The organism is Bacillus sp. BML-BC051, from assembly GCF_019656175.1.
GTDB classification, from domain to species: Bacteria; Bacillota; Bacilli; order Bacillales; family Bacillaceae_G; genus Bacillus_A; species Bacillus_A mobilis.
The window spans coordinates 13,158-30,969 of the sequence record NZ_BPLI01000043.1 but is presented as its reverse complement, the minus strand read 5'-3'; the positions used below and the strand labels follow the sequence as shown (position 1 = coordinate 30,969).

Genomic DNA, 17,812 nt, shown 5'->3' with positions numbered 1-17,812 from the left:
TTTATTGAATATTCTTAATTTTCTGATATAATAAAGTTATGGTTAAATGGAATTTGTATATATTAGTGAAATGATATAGATGTGGAGGTAAAAAGAATGAGATTATTATTTGGAACCGCAGCAAACTATTTTGCAGGATATTCTTCTGGAAGAGGCTCGGGACTTTTAGGGACAATATTTGGGTGGGCTTTATTAGTAGGTAGTGGATACCTGTTGATAACAAATTGGGATAGTATCACAGTTTGGATGCACAGTTTAGATATTGTAACAGGATTAGATGGTTATGAAGACATGAGCAATGGATTTATATTCATATGCTTGCTTGTAAGTGGTTTTATTTTCATGCTATTGTTACCAGTCTTTGCAATTGTATTAATAGTGGGTGTGGTATTCCTGAATATTGTCATTTGTACAATTGTATTATTAGTATCACCAAGTACATATAAAAAAAATAAAGATGTGGAGAGTGAATGGAAATGAGTACAATTCTAGTTTTAGGTGGTTCAAATGGTAGAACATTAGAGAAGTTAGCGAAAAAAAGAGATTGTCAGGTGATTTTTCACGACGGAAAAAATCATGGTGGTGTAAAGAAAACATTTCGTAGTGTTATAAAAAAATGTGATGTTATTGTAGTGCAGAAAGGTGCATGTGGTCATGTGTCTATTGATGTAGCAAAAGAGTACGCAAAGAAGTATGATGTCCCGCTTTTATTTAATCAGGGTTTTGGAGGAACAGGCGCGTTAGAGATTGGGTTAAAGCATTTGCAAGTAGCATAAGTTTAAGTGGTATAGGGATTTATTTAGATTGTATAATCATATAATCCTTATATAAAATTATAAAGTTAATATTGGAGGAATCGAAATGCTATCAATACCAGAACAAAGTGTTAAATGCTTTTTGAATGCTGATTTAAATGGACAATTAGAATTAGATACGAAAGAACCCCAAAGAGGAAATGGTTGCTAAATAATTTAATACAGATAACAAACATTTTTGAATGACTGCTGTAACAGGAGATCTGCTGAATCGAAATTACTGGATAACTAAAGAGTTAGTATCAGAAATAAAAACAGGTGGGAAGAATACCCAATCTACTTTGAAACAAAAAAAGTTAGCAATAGTGAAGGGGATCTTGTTAAGCATAAACCTACACGTATATATAAAATTCTTAAAGAAGAGTAGATAATACTATTTGGATTTGAAATTTAGATAATATATGGATGTAAATGAAAGGTGAATATAATAAAATGAATCATAGTAATATACATAAATCAGGTTATGTTATACTCATATATTTTATAATGACTCAATTTGTTGGGATTATAGGTGTACAATTGCTAGCAAAGACAGGTTGGTATGATATTAAGGGAAATCAACAGCAAGCAATTCAGCAACTACTTGTTCATTGGGAACTAATAGGTTTTTTGCTCATATTGACATTCGTTTTTCTTATATATAAGAAAGAAGCGATGCGCGATTCGAAGTTATCAATTAAATTTTCAAGAGTATCATTCGGTTGGATTTTAGTAGGAATAGTTGCAGTATTCTTGGCACAGACAATTGGTAGTATATTGGATAAAAGTATATTTCACTTAACTACACAATCAGTTAATACATCAAGTAATATTGAATCTGTAGCCATTTCTCCTCTTGCTCTTATATCAATTGTAATTCTTGCTCCGCTAGTTGAGGAGCTTGTATTTCGTTACGCGGCCATAAATATATTAAGCCGTAAATTTAATAAAAGTGGGTGTATATTAGTTAGTTCATTGTTTTTCTCTATTATGCATTTTGATTTTCCTTTTGTATTTGGATATTTTCTAATTGGACTTGTACTTGCGGCAATATATGTACGTACTAATAGGTTAATAGTATCGTTTGTCGTTCATGCTAGTATGAACTTAATTGTTGTTATGTTTCAGATTTCTTGATGAAATAATTCAATTTGCAAAGAACGAAAAAACTTTCCTTTTAATTTTGGATAAAGCACAAAGTATGACTACCACAGTGTAGATAAGACAAATAGCCAGGGCTAATAAGTAAATAAAGCTCAAATGAATAAAATTATTAAGCAAAAGTGGAATATAAAAACAACTTGGAGGAAATACATATGTCAGCATTTTTAAATTTAATTGCTTTAATATCATTAATTACTTCAATCGTATTTTTCGTGAAAGGGTTCAAGAATAAACCGAAATTCAAGAAAGCCACTTTATTCTTTTGTGCAACATGGGCTTTATGGTTCGTATCAGCTATGATTGACCCGGAACCAACAAAGGTAAATGGAAAGCAACAAAATAAACAGGAAGAAGCAGAAGAAAAGAAGAAACAGGAAGAAGCTAAGAAACAACAAGAAGTAGAGGAAAAGAAGAAACAGGAAGAAGCTAAGAAACAGCAAGAAGCAGAACAAGCGAAAGATAGCGGGTTAAATGAAGTGCAAGCACAAGAAAAAGCAGAACAATTGAAGCTGGCGCAAGGTCAGGGGGCGCGTAATAAAGATGTCAAGTTATCACAATTAGGAGTTCAAACAATAAAAGATGGAATCCAATATACGACACCAGTGCAAGATATCCACATTGAAGCGAAAGATAGTTTAACAAGAATTGTTGCCATTATGCCAGCCGGAACAACGAAAGAACAAGCAAAAGAAGTAGGCGATTCATTAGCACGACAAGTAGCAAGTTTTGGAACGATGGGATTATATGTTGATTTACACTCACCTAGCAAAGACTATTTAGGAGAATATTGGGAGAATTTTAGTGGTGATATTGGTATCTTTGACAGTAATGAAAAAAAGTTAGCACGTGGATACATTGATAAATTGAATCCAACTAAAATAAAATGGTAACTTTGACAGAAAATGAGTTATTTTTGAGGATGATTAGTTGCTGTTGTAGTTTGATGGCGATACTCCAAATTACAAATATCTTATGAGTATAAGCGTTTCTATAACTCTACTAGTGTAAGTTTGTACCTAATAATAGAAAAAGCTCTCACAATTGATGTGAGAGCCTTATAACTAAATTATACTATTTCATTCTGGGCTCCCATCACATCGCCATCAACTAAAAAAATGTTTGTTCCCCAAAAAACGAAACTCAGGAAGAAGCAAAAGAAGTTGTAAACGACATTACCTGGAAATCCAAACATACGGAACGATCATTCTTTCCCATGATGTTGGGGTATGGATAACTGGTAGCATTTTCGAGAAGCTAAATGTGTTTATAATAAAACTGATGAATCGGATAATATGTAGTCCATAAAAAATCCTGGCCATTTCCATAGGATGGCTAGGATTTTTTATATACAAAGGAAAAGACACCTTAAGGTGTCTTCCTCTGACTTGAACCACTTTAATTTTAATAACATCATTTTACAATCACAAATATATCTTTAATCTTTCATATAATATTTTATCATTTTTTTCGGTTAATTGCATGAAACTGGTGAAAAATAGGTTATTTTTTGTAAATTCCTTTTCTCCATATCCATTCAATGGGACCATAGCGGAAATATTTACTCCAAATTTTGCTGAATATAATTTGCGCAAAGATAATTAAAATCCCGAAGATACATAGTTGCCAGTAATATACCTGTGAGACATCTTTAAAGTACAACGAAAGAATGACAAGAGTTAGTATACTTTGGCTAATGTAATTCGTTAAAGCATACTTGCCTATGTTCATAAAGGGTTGCAGCCACTCTATATATTTTTTATTCTCACACACTCTAAGTAGGGTACAAATATAGAATATAGCTAGCGTTTTCCCTCCAAATAAAATCCATATTTGTATATCCTTAGAGTAATAGACATCCATTTTTATAAAATAGTAGATAATAGGACAAGAGAGAAGACATGAAATGCATAACGAACTCCACTGTAAAAATTTAATTTTCTTTATTACCCCCGGTATCCTTTTAAAAATATCTTTCTTACCAGCCCATAAGCCGATTAAAAATAAGCCTATATATTCAGGAATTCCTATTAGTAGTTGTTGGGGTTCCTCTATCATCAGAAAAAACAAACGTGCTTTTACTTGATATAAATAATGTGTAAATAGATTTACCGTGTGGTTGGTAGTGTTGCCTGTAAACATATATTGATAGTAAGTTGGCACTTCAAGAATAGAAGAACTTGCTTGTAAAAATACAATAATATGTAATACATAACTAACCGTTAGGAAACTACAACCAGCTATAAAAATAAGCTTAGTAGAGCGCTTATAAAAGAACAATAGAATAACTCCTGCTATAGCATACGCATGTAGAATATCTCCATACCATAGAAAGGTGAAGTGAAGTAAACCGAAGGCTAATAAAATACACAGTCTGCGAATAAACAACTTATACATGGGGTATCCTTTTGCTTCTGTATTTTTCATAAAGATATAAAACCCTACGCCAAATAAGAATGCGAAAATAGTATAGAACTTTGCTTGTATAAACAAATCTACTAAAAAACGAATCGCTTTATCTGTGCCGGAGTAACCTGCCTGATTAAAGGGATCTAGTCCCGTCATAGTAGGTAGATTCGCAAAAAGGATACAAAGTATGGCGATACCTCTTATTATGTCTAAAGATTGAATACGGGCGTTTTGTTGCACATTAATTCTCCTTTCGTACAAAGAAAAACGAGCACTATACTAGCTAGCACTCGAATTACGTCTTGCAAAGAATCCATCATAGGTAGCAGCTGACACAGCTCCTTCTAAACGTTCAACTTCTTCACCTCTGTTATAAGCTACAATAACTGGAGTACCTGGAATGTCGAACTCTTGAAAGGCACTTTGATTTTCTGGGGTAGAGATATCAATACGATAGATAGTTCTATCATGCTTTTTTGACATACGATTGATATCTGGTGCAGCCTTTTTACAATAATGACAGGTTGGTTGATAGTAATACGCAATGAACTCTTTATGGGATTGTATTTTTTGCTTTAATTCTTCTTTTGAAATATCTTTTATATTTTCAGGTGATCCTTTTACATCTGCAGCAGATACAATTGTTTTTTCAGGTGTTACTATTTCTGTTTTGACTGATTCATTTTTAGTTAAAGTAAAGATCGTGATACCAATAACACATAAAGTTGTTATAACTGCTCCGATTTTGTAGATTTTTTTCATAGTAAATTCCTCCTTAAAGTAAAAAAAGGACAAACCTCGCCCGAGTTAACAGGGCGTAAGGTTTGTCCTTCACGCTACGTACAATAGAGTATAAACATTGGAAACAAATTTTCTATCTTTATAATAACATAAGATTCATATAGAATGCTATAAGAATTTCAAAAGAAAAACTAAAGGATAACTTAATTGTAAAATTTCATGTACCAGATTATATATCAAAAACAATAAACACTACAACAAAGGTGGCTCTGTGGTGTATCCAACTGATTGGGACACTATCCTCCTCCAATAAGCATAAAATCATTCAACAAACACATCTCAAAAAGTGTATGTACTTATGCAGTGTGTCTTAAGTATATTTTGATACCTTTTGAAGTAGTTTAAGCTGCAAAGAATATACTATATCTAAAGGTGTACCTTTTGAAGTGTTTTTTTAAGATGTTCATATGTAAAAAGTAAAACTAAGTTTAGGTATTTATATAATTTGTAAAACACGCCGTTGAATATCCAAATAAAAGCGCAGTAATATCATGTATAGGTACCGATATTACTGGGCTTTATGAGTTTAACATTTTGTATGTTTTGTAAAACTCATTTTTTCTTTGTAATCTTTAAATGTGGATGTATTCTTGTAAGTAATTTTAAAATAGTTCTTTTTAAAATATTCTACCTTCTTCAATATTATTGCTAGAGTGCAAATAATTAGGGAAATACCTCTAATGTGTGATATTAGCTATATTTAAGGAACTACACAACTAGATTGAAATAATAAGATTAGAGGATAATCTCAGGTAACTAGTAGTTGCACAGGTTATATATGGTAAAATATATATGACGAATTATAGGAGGGGATTATATGAAAGAGGAGTTAGAAAGGTTTCTAAAGGATCAACAGACTAATTCTGGGGAAAATGAGACAACTAATTCAGGTGATGATACTGAAGAAATATTAGGCGATGAGGAAGTTTTAGTAGATGAAAATAAATCCTTATTGTATAAAAGCAGAATAAGAGAATTAATAAGGGATGTTGCTTTCTCAGATGGATTGGATTTACGAATATCTAAGGAAGGATTTCAAAGATATCATGATTCAGTAAAGTTTCTTTCTGTGATTTTGATGTATGAAATAAATAGTATCTTAAAAGAACAAAAGAAAAAAACTTTGAATGTAGCACACGTAGATGAGGCAATATCAAAAATGCTAGGTAGAGCTGATGCTTTAAATATTTCAATTCAGGAAATTGAAAAAGTGCTAGAAGTGCTTCAGAGTAAAAGTCATACTACGTCTATTACTAGAGCAATGGATTATTTAATTATGGAAAATGAAGGAACAGAATCTGAAGATGAAGGTAGTCTAGAAAAATGAATATAAGAGAACAAAAACTTTTCTTCACTCGAGATGGATTTAGTATTTGGGAGAAAATATGTGAACTATCTACAGAAATCACTTATGAAATTATTAATTGGTGCCTTAGTGAAAGATTAATAACTACATTACCCGCTAGCAAAGATGAATATGACTGGTTTTTATATAAAACATATCTTGACTTAAAAGAAGAGGAAAAAGAACAGGAGCTAGTAGCTAAGATTAGTCAATATTTCGAAATTATTTCTGTTCCCAAAAGTGACTTCAATGGACTACTTTATTATTTTCCAATAAATAAGATTGAAATTAATAATATATACAATTTATTAAAGGATTTAGATTTTGAAGGTATAGATCATGTTAATGTGAACCTATTTTCGCTCCTAACGACAAAAGAAGATATTATTAATATAAGATTGACTACTGATAAAATTACAACTTACATGAATCACAAAATATCACAAAAAACACATACTGAATTAAGAATTTACCCTCAAAGAGATATAATTCTGCAGACAAATTTCTCAGGATATACTCATACTGATGGTGAAAAAAATGAATTTATTGCAGAAATTCACAGAAGAATTGCAGCTAGCCAACAGGGGAGTCCAATTAAACCTTATAATTTTAGTGATCATACTTTAAGGCGATTACTAGTTATTAATAATGAAAGTATGCCTTCACGCTATAGATTTGATAATGGAATAATGAAGTTTAGTGTTGATGTTAAGCACCCAATGAGTTTCTTGGATGCTCTATGTCATGATGATATAAAGTATTTGTATGATAATTATCCCATTTCTGTGGTTAAACTAAATAGGGGTGAAGAGATTAGTTTAATTTTAGATGGATCTGAAGGTAAGATAATGTCTCGATTAAAAAACCTTCAAGTTATAGATATAGATAAATTTATAAGTGAAATCTCTGTATTACTCCGATACGATTATCTAAATCACACTTATGAAGAAGAAATGAAAAATCTTGCTCGAAGACGATTATCAGTTGGAACGATTCCTCAACGGGAAGCTGTAATTGCAACAGCAAAAAAAGAAATCGGAGAAGTGTTTGAAACAGCATTTAAAGATGAAACTCAAGTTATAGTAAAACTGTTACAAAATACTTTTTTTTACTGCTTACTTGAGAAGAAAATTATTCCTTTTGATGAAAATACTTATAAGTTAGATGAAAAAATCTTAGTTTATCTTAGCAAAATAAGTAGTCTTGCAAAGGAAGAAATAACTCAGATTTTAAATTTTCTTATTAAATTAGGTGCTGATAATGGGAATAATATTGAAAGTTTATTGGAAAGATTAGATACAGCAATACCAACAACGCAGGTGATTAATTATGCTAGTGGGCTATGAATACGAAATTCTTTCTCGTATAGCTTCTTCTTATAAGTTACAGAAAAATAGTAATAATATTGTTTTTTCTTTAACAGACTATAAATTGAAATTTCAGCAAGATGACAAAAATATCCAATATTTAGAAAAACTTGAATTACAAGGATTTATAACAATTAGAAATGAAATAGTAATCCTTAATATAACGAAATGGTGTAATTTCTTTGTAGAAATATTAAGTAGAAGGTTAGTGAGTCAAGGGTATAAATATGATATCTTATATGATGAGAAAAAGAACTTAATTATGGTATCTCAAGATGATGAAATAAACACTGAGTTACAGGTTAACTTTGATCCTAATTCTACTTTAGATAATGATGTTCAAACGATTCATTTTTGCTATCTTCCTACTTTAGAGTACTATTTACATTGGTTTATTTTAATTAACGATGATAATGCTTTAAATATTTTTTCATTTGTTATCTCCAATAAATTAAAAAAATTAAATATTGAGCGTCAAATAAGCTTTAACTTTTTTAGCGGTTTAGACCCTGAAGATATTAATCAGATATACTACGTTACCATAAAGGAATATTTTAAAGAGTTAAATCTAGACATACTAGAACATGTTTCAGATACTCAAATTCTTTATGAAACCGTTAAAACAGAAGAATTTGATGTGTATTTTGTAAAAAAAGGGCAATTTAGGATTGCTGTAATAAAGATAGAAAATAAAATAAAGTTTATAACATATGACCAAGAGAATATTTTGGTACATAACACTGATGTTGAGAATATCATCATTACTTTAAAGGAGAAGCTAATAGAAAAGGTTAATGAGTTTAATAATATACGTAATATTAATAAACTAAAGGTTATCGATAATTCTAGAAAAGTGGCACAATTACTTTCAATAATCTTGGTTCCAATCAATGGTTTAATCTTCTTGGCAAATTCTTTGAATATATCTTTCATTAAACAAATTACAGAAAATAAATTAGTTTTTTGGGGATTGGCCTTACTATATATAATCACCTTCATTTTAACTATTACTACTGTTGTAGTGCCTAGCGTAAGGATTAATACATTTAGTTGGAGCTTCTATAAAAAAACATTACTTAAGAAAATGTTTAATATCTAATTGGTATCCCGTAAAACAACACCGAATGCTAAATGTTTATTTTTTGTTTTGTTTTGTTTTGTTAGCTTGATAGCGATATCCCTATAAAAAAGAGTAGATGCTAGATATCTGCTCTTTTTATTCTAAGCACAGGGTTTTACAGAAACTTTTATTGCTACAGTAAAACTAATGATAGAATGTTATTAAAAGATAGAGATATATTGTAAAGTTGCTATTGGGTATTAGAAGTGTTTAAAAGAATTAGTTAGATAGGGTGTGTATTGGTGAGAAAGAGAATAAAAAGAAAAAATTATCAAATGGAAAAAGAAGATACGCAAATACAAAAGGATAGATCATCTTATTTACAAGATACTGCGTGGATTATCACAATTCTTACAGGAGCCATCTACTTTTTCTCTTATTCTTTTCAAAAGGGGATTAGAGATTACTATGGTATAGATGATATTAGTTTAAGTGATCTAGATGTATCTTTAATTGTTAGTTCTGTATATGATGTTTCTTCTTTGATACTCAGGATATGTATTTTATATTTTATTTCAAGAGTATTAATTTGGTGCGCAAGTTTTATAATAAACATACTGGATGCAAGGCAAAGCACTCCTAAAAAAGAAACTTTTATAAGAGTAAAATTAGAAAAATTTTATTCGAAAATAGGTGAGTTTTCAAGTTCAATTATTGAAACAGATTTAAATAAAGTTGGTAGTTTTAAGGAAGTGATAGGAACTATCTATGATAGGAAAGAGTTTGCTCCTATAAATGCAATTACAAATGGAATTTTTCTTATGCTAGTCCTTAGCTATCTACCATTTTTAGTATTAAAGGATTCATATAATTTTAATGTAGCTAATCTATTAAGTACTAGAGTATGGGCACTTTTTATCATTTTACTTGTAATGTTACTATTTTTATTTATTGTACTTTCCCTAAAAAAATTGAAGTCAGGAATAATTAAGAATGGACTTTTAAAGCTATGTTTAAGAGGGATTGTTGCTATTTATAGAAGAAACCCATTAGCTTATATTTGGAAGCAATGTAACTGGGGAATAAAAGGGATTATAATCATTATAATTGGTATAGGTTCATCATGGATTTTCTTTCAATATGGATATACAAAGGCTGAGAAAAAAGAAGATTATACAATTGTACAATATCACGGGAAAGAGTTTGTTATGTTAGATAAAGATAAAAATAGAATGCTCGCATCCCCTCTTACAATAAATAATAATCACTATATGATGTCAAAAAATGAATATCAATTAATTGAATTGAAACAAGGAAAAACAGATACTATTATATTTAAAGGGAAAAGTTTAGTTGGTGGTTTGCAGGTATCTCCTAATGAGAGGAAGGAAAGCTTGAAGGAACTAGATAAAACTATCCAGAGTATCCCTGTTTTAAGAAATTTGTTCCCAATTAATTTGTTAATTGATAAATAGCATGTGTTTAGAAAATCAACTAGTAGGATTAATAGATGTTTTTTCTAGTTAAGGGCCAAATGAGGGGACCTATCTTGGATTTTCATTGATTTGAATTTAAAAATAAAAAAAGGACTTGTAGAAATCACTACAAGTTCTTTTTGCTTTAAAGCGAATACACGGGACACATAAATTATCTCATTATTCATAACGGGGAAACCATATTGATTACAGCTTGATTCCATTATATAACAAATATTAACATCCTGGGTTTTAATGTTTGAAAATTATGTGAATTAATAAGTAAAGGTCCGCCCTTCCTCTAAAAATCTCATTTATTGATTTTATATAAACAGTTTTAAATCAAAGTTGATATTATAATAAATCAACAAAAGTGTATACATATGTAAATAGAGAAGAATGTAGGATTCTTATAGAAAAACATATAATAATATTCAAGAGTAATTAACTATAAGAAAATGAGTTCTATGTTATAACTAACTATAATTCTTGAATAGATGTAAATGTCTTATCTTTTTTCATTTATGCGATAATGAAATTAGGTATAGGGAAATTATACAAACGTTTGTTTTAAATATTTTAGCTTTGAATATGATAGTTACAGTATTCAATTGTGTGCTTAGTTAATTTCTCATTTATTATATAAATTTTATATAGCAAAGAAAGAAAGCATCCTCTATGGATGCTACAGTTTAATTAATCAACTCTAAATCAATACCTTTTTCGAGTAATACGTTTTTGTTTTTTTACTTTTTGTTATTGTGTGAGAAATTATTTTCCTTTTCGTACATTAGTTTAAATATAAATAATTTTTTTGTTACTTTAGTTATTCTCCTTTGGGTTGTCTTCTAGCAATTTTAGTAATTCAATGTTGATTTCGTGGCGTTTTTCCTCATCTTTTATATATGGTAAGAGTTCAAATATACATATGTTTGTCATTTTATCGTTAATGTATTCTGGTTTTTCATGTCCTCTTAAATAGATAAAGACTAACTTTTCGCAATGGTCTTTGTATTTGTTATGTGTGTTTGATGTAAAACATGTCCAATAGGATAATTTTGAATCTATCCATAATTTTTGATTAGGTGATGACTTAAATAAGTTGTGTAAGTTCATGTCCATTTTGGTTATTTTAAAGTCTGGTATAATCCAAACATCATCACTTATATGTGTTCTTTCTTGTGTTATATAGGTAACTGATAAACAATCAAAAACTTTTTCTATAATCTTTTCTAGTATTAGACCTTTGCTTCTTTCAAGTGGGTTGTCCATAATGATTGATGTATAATCTATACCAAATTCATTTAAAGCGTTATAGTATGAACCAAAATAATTCACACAAGATTTATATACTTCACTATGATTGTTAATTAAATACATAGGCGTTAAACTGATTCCTTCATTATGAAGGTCTAATAATTTATTTTTCACTTTTTCTTTAGACCATACTTTTCTTTTTGTAATATTGTAGTAGTCAATTCCAGCCTGTTTAACCGCTTCTTCATAAGAATTAAAATACCATTTACATGCGTGATGTAATTCATTGTATTTTTCGGAAACGTATTTGGAGGTTAAATCTTCACCTTTATCGTTTAGTGATTTAATTTCATTTAAAATTTTTTCTTTTGACCATGTTTTTGTTTTTCTAATATCATCATAGTTTAAATTTATTGATTCGATAGCAATTTTATAAGAACCAAAAACGCGTTGGCAACTTGCATGCAAATTTCTATATTTTTGTTGCATGTTTTGAGATGATATATCTTCACCCTTTTCGTATAGATTTCTTAACTCGTTTTGTATGTCTACGGGAGTGAGTTTTTTAACTTGTGATATATAGTTATAATTAATACCCAAATATTCAATTGTATTTTTATATGAACCGAAAATATTTACACATGCATGATACAAACTACTGTTTTTATTTATTATATTTGTAGAATTTAATTTTTCACCACTATCAATGAATTTTTTCATTTCTGTAATAACTTCTTCTTTAGTCCATTTTCTTTTTGTTCTTTTAATTCCTTCCCTTTTCACTACTGTTTTTATCCCTAATTGTTTTAATGTTTCTGTTAAGCCGTCCATGTTATTTCTAATGTGGCCATATTGTGTTTTGTAATTTTTAATTAGATAACGAGAAGTTATGTTTATTCCTTCTGAGTCTAATTTTTTTAATAGTGTATAAATTTCATTATCATTGTGTAATTTAGTTGATTTTTTCACATATCCAATTTCTTTTTTTACTTTTGTTAAACCTCCCATATATCTTGAAATGTAGTTCAAATAACTATGATATCCATTTTCTTGTAAGTATCTTTGAGTTATTTGTATATCTTTATCCATTAAATCTTTAAGGAATTTAATTGTTTCTTCATGTGTTAATTTTGTTCTAACTTCTGAATTTGTCATTATTTGTGCAGTCCCTTTACGATTTTTTATTGTGAACGTGATTTCGACGCTAATCTTTGTCCCTATTGACAAGAGATCAGTGATAGTTGAGTATCTTACATCTTCCAGGGCATTTAAGGGTAAGATGATTCTTTGTTATTGATTAATGATCCAAACGTGAGTGTAGTAATTGATTCTATTTTACATCTATTATATTAGAAAATTGCAGGTTTATCTTGTTATAAAAAGCATCTGTACATGTGATAGCGCTATGTTGCTGGTCGATACCAACAACATTCATATAGCTAGAGAGTAAATAACCATCTTCATAATATGTAATTAGTATTTCTTCTTCAGATAATAAGGAACATAATAATATGTTCTCGATCAGTTCTTTTTCTTCAGCGGTTAAGATCGGCCGAGTCACTTTGTTTTTCTCTTTAATGATTTCACGGATACCAGCAAATTGTTCAGGCATTGCTGCGAACGGAGACCATTTGACCATACCTCTTCCTTTTGGCATATTAGCGTTATTCACGATCTATGTCCCCCTATTAATGTGTTTCTATGTCTAGCTGTAGCGCTATGCGTGTAGGAAATCCCTCGTAAAATACTGTTCTTCCCAAATCTTGTGCGTATTTCATCCATTACTTTTGTTAACCTCACTTCTTGTTCTCTCTTTGGTACGTTATCGAAAAGAGAAATTTGTTCTTCTCCTTCTTGAAGTAAGTTTGTTAAGGATACGTTTATGCTGCGAATAGGTTCGCCAGTATATTGTTGATGCAAAAAGTATGTACAGATATTATAAATATCCATTGTTAGATTTGTTGGGCGGTTTAAAGTATGCGTTTTTCTAATGCCACCGGTATAACTTTTGCTATAACCGACAGAAAAATGAACGGTTTTAGCAAGCTTATTTTGTCTTCTAAGCCGATAACAAACTTCTTCTATATGTTCCAGTAGAATAATCGGAAATTCTTCTATTGTGTAGTCACGCATTAAAATTTGGCTTTTCCCAATAGAAGTTGTGGCAGGAACATATTTTTCTGAAATGCGACTAAAGTCGATTCCGTGGCTATGTAAGTGTAATTCTTCTCCAATCTTGCCGAAACTTTGTTTTAAGTATTTAAGGGGATAATTGGCTAAATCTCCAATAGAGTATATTCCCTTTCTATTTAACTTTTCTTCTGTTTTATATGATATGCCCCAAAATTTATTAAGGGGTCGTATGCTCCATAGTTTGGTAGGTATATCCTCGTACTGCCAAAAAGCAATTCCATCTTTGTTCTTCTTAGCTTCAATGTCTAGGGCAACCTTACTCATGAGTGGGTTAGGAGCAATTCCGATGGTGCATTCAATTCGTGTATGATCGTATATTTCACGCTTAAATTTCATTGCGAATTCATAAGGATTTTGGGCAAATAAATGAATACTGTCCGTAATATCCATGAAGAATTCATCAATGGAATATTGGTGGAAATCCTCAATAGGAACGTATTGCAAAGCTAATTTTGTTATGTAATTGGAGCATTTAATGTAAGTACTCATAATTGGATTTACAACAAGAATATCTTTTCTGCGAGGAATCTCGTATAATCTTGCCATCTTCTTTACACCTAATGCTTTTAATGGTGGGGTTGCAGCTAGAACGATTGAACCATTTCTATTCACATCACCTACTACAGCCAATTTTGTATGCATAGGATCTAATCCCATTTTGATGCAACTAACTGAAGCGTAAAAACTCCGTAGATCCACACATAAGATGATTCTATTCGGTAGGATTGAATAGTCATACACTGTGATTCCCCCCTCTTCATAAAAGAACGTCTGTTCTTATTATACACGAACCTACGTTCTTTTATGAAGAGGGATTTAAAATATAATAGAAAAGTTTATAATATAGAAAGGAATTTCACGATTAATTAATGGCTGTAACAAATTGCTAAACAAGGTATTGTATCCTGGGGAAATATCGAATCTTTAAGTTGAATTAACGTCATCTTGAAAGGTAATTTATATATGTTACCTATATACTTAACATATATAGTTTGTATTTGGTATGATGAAAACATATAATGTGATACTTAAATGAAATGAAAGGGGATTAGGAAGTAATGACAGTAATAATCGGAGGGATTTTTGAAAACTATGTGCAAATTTCTGCTGATTGTAGGAGAAGTATATTTAATGGAAAAGAATTTTCACATTCTATAGAGGAGTGGGCAAATAAAATCATTCAGCTTTCTGATCATATTGTTTTAGCTGCATTAGGTGATGTTGAAGCAACTGTGAAATCTAAAAAGAGACTGATGCAGGTGTTTCAACAAAATCCAAATATAAGTTTAGGAGAGTTGGTTGAAGAATCGCAGTCTATTTTCCGAGAAGAGCTTATGAACAGAAAAAAAGAATATGCGGAAGAACTTCACAAAAAGAAATCTTTCATTTGCAGGGTCTTTTCTAAAAAGAAACCATTAGAAGAAATTAAGGTAAATGCTGCATATTTAATTGGGGGCTTTGATCACGATAAAAATGAACCTTTTCTTTATGTATTTGGAAATATTAATAATTATAAATTAAAGGACTTGAAAGCTCCACATTTTGTCCCTTTAGGTGAGTGTATGGATGAAATAAGAAACCGATTAGAAGAAAGATTACATGTTAATATTTCATTAGGTATGTGTATGAAAGAATTTGGAGAAGAAATAAAATTTGCTGCTAGTAAGAAACAATCCGTTAATGAAAATGTATACCATTGTACAATCACTAAAAAAGGGATTACTTTCAGGGAAACTCCACCTAAGCCCGCAATATAGATGGTTATGAGCAAACTTCTTTCTAAAGTAGTGTATGACTATTAAAGGGAGTGGAAGATAAGTGGATAGTGAGTTTTTAATTAAGATACCTGGTAAGGGGCTTTCGTTGGAGGAGATAGCATCTTCATACCTAGAATTGATAGAAGATGATTTTAATATAACAATTGAAGAAATGGCTGATTATCTTAGTTGTAGTTATGACTATGTACAAAGGAACATAGCGCCATGCATCTATCATGTATATATTAACTCTGTAGCAAATAAGGCTTTATTTACACATTGTGAGGGTAGTAAATATGTGGAGCTGTTCACGAAACGTAAATTATTTTCGCGAAGTGAGTTTCAACAATTCTTGTTGAAAGAGTCAGTTTTGCTTGTTGATCGGCAACGGTATTACTTGGACGAGTTAAGCATCGCATCCAGGGAGAAAATGATGAGATTAGCTAAAAAACAAGAACAAAAAACTACTACTACAAAGATGTTTGAAACTATAGCGCTACAGCAGACAAGTCTTCTATATTCGAAAACAGATTTAATGAATAAAGTTGTTGAAGAGTTTCCGGTTAGCGAATTACCTATGGGATTATATAGTCTCAAAGACTTATTAGATGGTATAGATGATCTGAATTTAAAGTTTCGATATAAAGTATCGGTGTATCGATACCTGGAGAAACAAGGGATTCCAAAGGTGAAGATACAATCATTAATACGATATAGAAGAGAAGATTTAGAAAATACTGCTGTGTATTCGCTGCCTTTAATAGTAGATAAAAAAGAAATACTAGCAAGTATTGAAAAAATGCTAGGGACGGATGTGTAATTCACTGAGTTCTTAATACATGAGAATTGTATATTCAATGAAAGATAAAAAGTACGTGAGAAGAAATGAAAAAGAAATGAAAAAGAAATGAAAAAGAATAATTTATAAAAAGGACTCTTGTGTGTATTAGGAGTTCTTTTTATAAATCTTTTTATATATTACTGATAAAGGTAACATATAATATAATCTATTAATTTCCATTCTGACAAAATACAGCAAAGACCGTGCGAGCTTCGTCGATGGATTTTAAAAGGGATTATTCCTTCAATATGGAATTCCCCTTATAGGCCTCACGACACCATTTCGGGAAAATTGTACGCTAAGGACTACAGACCTTTGTCATTACAGTGTTTCTTTTAGATGAGTATATGTTCATAAAGATAAAATACAAAGTTTAATTGAACACTGATTTATATACACACTTTATGAACGCGATTATAGCTAGAAAGCATTGATATTATTGAGTTTTATCGTCTGTCCATAAACATAAGGTTTTCTGGACAGATGTCTCTTAACGTACAGGAAACGCTTAAAATGTGTCCAAATTGTGTTTAAACGTACAATTTTCCCGAAATGGTATGGTGAGGCCTATATGATAATCAAAAATTTTAGAGATATTAACGAATAAAATATGACTGATTTTAAATAATAAACTTTATAATAGATTAAAGAAACTCTTCTTAGTAATTTCCATAGGTGAGGTTGTGAACTATGTAATGGGAACAGATAAATTTAATAACATAAAAATTGATAAATATGAAAATTTAATCAATGTTTTAAAAACAGGAGATATTTTTTTATGTTCAGGTAACTATTTGGTGAGTAAATTAATTAAAAAGGTTTCTGAATCAATGTTTAGTCATACGGGGATTATTGTAAAATGGGGAGAACATACGCTTATTATGGAAAGTGTTGAGGACGATGGAGTCAGGATAGTCCCGCTAGAGCATTATATAAAAAACTATGAGAACTCTAACAACAGATATAATGGTTCATTATTTATTGCTCGTCATGAATTATTGCAAAATGTTAACGATGATAGTGAAATGATTAGAAACCTTATTAAAGTTGGCTTTAGTTTATTAAACAGTGGATACGATAAAAATGAAATTGCTCAAATTGTTGCTCGGATAGGGTTAGGAATAGGGAGACACGAAGACAATAATGAATATATATGTTCCGAGTTTGTAAATGAGTGTTTTAAAAAAATAGGTGTAGAGTTTCTTACTGACTCAGAGGGATTTATCTTCCCTGAGCATATTGCTGCTGATCATCATGTTCTTCCTATTGCGCAGATAGAATAACAAAAAAGACACTTACTTTATGGGAAGTAAGTGTCTTTTTTGTTATATTGGGTTATTAGAAAAAGCCCT

General features: G+C 30.4%; 16 protein-coding genes and 1 pseudogene. 12 read left to right on the top strand and 5 right to left on the bottom strand.

The window, feature by feature from the left end:
• The first annotated feature begins 96 nt into the window (after nucleotides 1-96).
• The 5 genes and pseudogenes from K5S59_RS17785 to K5S59_RS17770 all read left to right on the top strand — a co-directional run bounded on the left by K5S59_RS17785 (nucleotide 97) and on the right by K5S59_RS17770 (nucleotide 2,848).
• Complete coding sequence (locus K5S59_RS17785) at nucleotides 97-480, top strand: hypothetical protein (RefSeq protein WP_001237722.1); 384 nt, start codon at nucleotides 97-99, stop codon at nucleotides 478-480.
• Nucleotides 471-776 carry a DUF2325 domain-containing protein gene (locus tag K5S59_RS17780; protein ID WP_000426065.1) on the top strand — a complete coding sequence of 102 codons (306 nt, stop codon included), beginning with the start codon at nucleotides 471-473 and terminating at the stop codon, nucleotides 774-776. Before K5S59_RS17785 ends, K5S59_RS17780 begins: the two co-directional genes overlap by 10 nt.
• 158 nt (nucleotides 777-934) lie before the next feature.
• Nucleotides 935-1,182, top strand: a pseudogene (locus tag K5S59_RS30730) (hypothetical protein); the annotation flags it as partial.
• Nucleotides 1,183-1,226: 44 nt separating this feature from the next.
• The gene (locus K5S59_RS17775; protein ID WP_002163781.1) at nucleotides 1,227-1,931 is read left to right on the top strand and encodes a CPBP family intramembrane glutamic endopeptidase; all 705 of its coding nucleotides are present in this window, start codon (nucleotides 1,227-1,229) and stop codon (nucleotides 1,929-1,931) included.
• A gap of 179 nt (nucleotides 1,932-2,110) precedes the next feature.
• Nucleotides 2,111-2,848 (top strand): multimodular transpeptidase-transglycosylase / penicillin-binding protein 1A/1B, encoded by a 738-nt coding sequence (locus K5S59_RS17770; protein ID WP_220784072.1) that lies wholly within the window; start codon nucleotides 2,111-2,113, stop codon nucleotides 2,846-2,848.
• Between the two features lie 610 nt (nucleotides 2,849-3,458).
• On the opposite strand, the gene K5S59_RS17765 is transcribed toward K5S59_RS17770, so the two are convergent.
• Nucleotides 3,459-4,604: a DUF418 domain-containing protein gene (locus K5S59_RS17765; protein WP_001186861.1), complete on the bottom strand. Its 1,146-nt coding sequence runs from the start codon at nucleotides 4,602-4,604 to the stop codon at nucleotides 3,459-3,461.
• 39 nt (nucleotides 4,605-4,643) lie between these two features.
• Nucleotides 4,644-5,126: a thioredoxin family protein gene (locus tag K5S59_RS17760; RefSeq protein WP_000725580.1), complete on the bottom strand. Its 483-nt coding sequence runs from the start codon at nucleotides 5,124-5,126 to the stop codon at nucleotides 4,644-4,646.
• 856 nt (nucleotides 5,127-5,982) lie between these two features.
• Here K5S59_RS17760 and K5S59_RS17755 point away from each other — a divergent pair.
• The 4 genes from K5S59_RS17755 to K5S59_RS17740 all read left to right on the top strand — a co-directional run bounded on the left by K5S59_RS17755 (nucleotide 5,983) and on the right by K5S59_RS17740 (nucleotide 10,412).
• Nucleotides 5,983-6,492, top strand: a complete 510-nt coding sequence (locus K5S59_RS17755; protein WP_000656864.1) for a hypothetical protein — start codon at nucleotides 5,983-5,985, stop codon at nucleotides 6,490-6,492.
• Nucleotides 6,489-7,856 carry a hypothetical protein gene (locus tag K5S59_RS17750; protein WP_001026031.1) on the top strand — a complete coding sequence of 456 codons (1,368 nt, stop codon included), beginning with the start codon at nucleotides 6,489-6,491 and terminating at the stop codon, nucleotides 7,854-7,856. Before K5S59_RS17755 ends, K5S59_RS17750 begins: the two co-directional genes overlap by 4 nt.
• Entirely contained in the window at nucleotides 7,840-8,976 is a 1,137-nt protein-coding gene (locus tag K5S59_RS17745; protein WP_000960106.1) for a hypothetical protein, read from the top strand. Before K5S59_RS17750 ends, K5S59_RS17745 begins: the two co-directional genes overlap by 17 nt.
• A 263-nt stretch (nucleotides 8,977-9,239) precedes the next feature.
• Complete coding sequence (locus K5S59_RS17740) at nucleotides 9,240-10,412, top strand: hypothetical protein (RefSeq protein WP_001231516.1); 1,173 nt, start codon at nucleotides 9,240-9,242, stop codon at nucleotides 10,410-10,412.
• 822 nt (nucleotides 10,413-11,234) lie between these two features.
• Here the strand turns inward: K5S59_RS17740 and K5S59_RS17735 are convergent.
• From K5S59_RS17735 to K5S59_RS17725, 3 genes are all read right to left on the bottom strand, one after another.
• The gene (locus K5S59_RS17735) at nucleotides 11,235-12,824 is read right to left on the bottom strand and encodes a hypothetical protein (RefSeq protein WP_000185060.1); all 1,590 of its coding nucleotides are present in this window, start codon (nucleotides 12,822-12,824) and stop codon (nucleotides 11,235-11,237) included.
• 175 nt (nucleotides 12,825-12,999) lie between these two features.
• Nucleotides 13,000-13,341 (bottom strand): YolD-like family protein, encoded by a 342-nt coding sequence (locus K5S59_RS17730; protein ID WP_001057797.1) that lies wholly within the window; start codon nucleotides 13,339-13,341, stop codon nucleotides 13,000-13,002.
• Nucleotides 13,338-14,603: a Y-family DNA polymerase gene (locus K5S59_RS17725; protein ID WP_000272570.1), complete on the bottom strand. Its 1,266-nt coding sequence runs from the start codon at nucleotides 14,601-14,603 to the stop codon at nucleotides 13,338-13,340. Before K5S59_RS17725 ends, K5S59_RS17730 begins: the two co-directional genes overlap by 4 nt.
• 317 nt (nucleotides 14,604-14,920) lie before the next feature.
• On the opposite strand from K5S59_RS17725, the gene K5S59_RS17720 reads away from it, so the two are divergent.
• From K5S59_RS17720 to K5S59_RS17710, 3 genes are all read left to right on the top strand, one after another.
• A complete protein-coding gene (locus tag K5S59_RS17720) occupies nucleotides 14,921-15,619 on the top strand; it encodes an Ntn hydrolase family protein (RefSeq protein WP_212936381.1) in 699 nt (232 codons plus the stop codon).
• Nucleotides 15,620-15,725: 106 nt separating this feature from the next.
• The gene (locus K5S59_RS17715) at nucleotides 15,726-16,439 is read left to right on the top strand and encodes a MerR family transcriptional regulator (protein ID WP_216635082.1); all 714 of its coding nucleotides are present in this window, start codon (nucleotides 15,726-15,728) and stop codon (nucleotides 16,437-16,439) included.
• 716 nt (nucleotides 16,440-17,155) lie between these two features.
• Nucleotides 17,156-17,743, top strand: a complete 588-nt coding sequence (locus K5S59_RS17710) for a YiiX/YebB-like N1pC/P60 family cysteine hydrolase (RefSeq protein WP_002163780.1) — start codon at nucleotides 17,156-17,158, stop codon at nucleotides 17,741-17,743.
• The last annotated feature ends 69 nt before the right edge of the window (nucleotides 17,744-17,812 follow it).

Bases quoted from the DNA above. Each gene is read 5' to 3' on its own strand.
- K5S59_RS17755 (WP_000656864.1), top strand. From the start codon at position 5,983: ATGAAAGAGGAGTTAGAAAGGTTTCTAAAGGATCAACAGACTAATTCT.
- K5S59_RS17785 (WP_001237722.1), top strand. From the start codon at position 97: ATGAGATTATTATTTGGAACCGCAGCAAACTATTTTGCAGGATATTCT.
- K5S59_RS17720 (WP_212936381.1), top strand. From the start codon at position 14,921: ATGACAGTAATAATCGGAGGGATTTTTGAAAACTATGTGCAAATTTCT.
- K5S59_RS17760 (WP_000725580.1), bottom strand. From the start codon at position 5,126: ATGAAAAAAATCTACAAAATCGGAGCAGTTATAACAACTTTATGTGTT.
- K5S59_RS17780 (WP_000426065.1), top strand. From the start codon at position 471: ATGGAAATGAGTACAATTCTAGTTTTAGGTGGTTCAAATGGTAGAACA.
- K5S59_RS17745 (WP_000960106.1), top strand. From the start codon at position 7,840: ATGCTAGTGGGCTATGAATACGAAATTCTTTCTCGTATAGCTTCTTCT.
- K5S59_RS17735 (WP_000185060.1), bottom strand. From the start codon at position 12,824: ATGACAAATTCAGAAGTTAGAACAAAATTAACACATGAAGAAACAATT.
- K5S59_RS17750 (WP_001026031.1), top strand. From the start codon at position 6,489: ATGAATATAAGAGAACAAAAACTTTTCTTCACTCGAGATGGATTTAGT.
- K5S59_RS17710 (WP_002163780.1), top strand. From the start codon at position 17,156: ATGGGAACAGATAAATTTAATAACATAAAAATTGATAAATATGAAAAT.
- K5S59_RS17775 (WP_002163781.1), top strand. From the start codon at position 1,227: ATGAAAGGTGAATATAATAAAATGAATCATAGTAATATACATAAATCA.
- K5S59_RS17770 (WP_220784072.1), top strand. From the start codon at position 2,111: ATGTCAGCATTTTTAAATTTAATTGCTTTAATATCATTAATTACTTCA.